At 71.4% G+C, this 353-nt stretch carries 1 protein-coding gene; it reads right to left on the bottom strand.

The genetic code is table 11. The annotated features are described in order from the left end of the window. A partial coding sequence (locus tag C1708_RS33600) for an acyl carrier protein (RefSeq protein ID WP_274543385.1) occupies positions 1 to 353 on the bottom strand: 353 nt, incomplete at both ends.

Below are 353 nucleotides of genomic sequence, written 5' to 3'. Positions count from 1 at the left end.
ATCCCGAACAGCTCCGCGTCGAACTCGGCCGCCGTGTAGAGGAAACCTCCCTCCCGGACGTACGAGGCGCCCGCCTTGTCGGGGTCAGCGTCGTAGAGGCGGCCAAGGTCCCAGCCGCGGTCCTCGGGGAAGCCGGAGACCGCGTCGGCTCCGGACCGGACGAGGTTCCAGAACTCCGCCGGGGAATCCGTGCCGCCGGGGAACCGGCAGCTCATACCGACGATCGCGATCGGCTCGTCGGCCGCCGTGCCGGCGAGAGCGGTGGTGGGGGCGGTGGTGTCCTCACCCACCAGGTCGGAGACGAGCCGCTGAGCCAGTTCCTCCGGGGTCGGGTGGTCGAAGACCAGGGTGGC

The organism is Streptomyces sp. DH-12 (assembly GCF_002899455.1).
In the GTDB taxonomy this organism is placed as follows: Bacteria; Actinomycetota; Actinomycetes; order Streptomycetales; family Streptomycetaceae; genus Streptomyces.
This window is presented reverse-complemented; position numbering and strand designations above follow the sequence as displayed.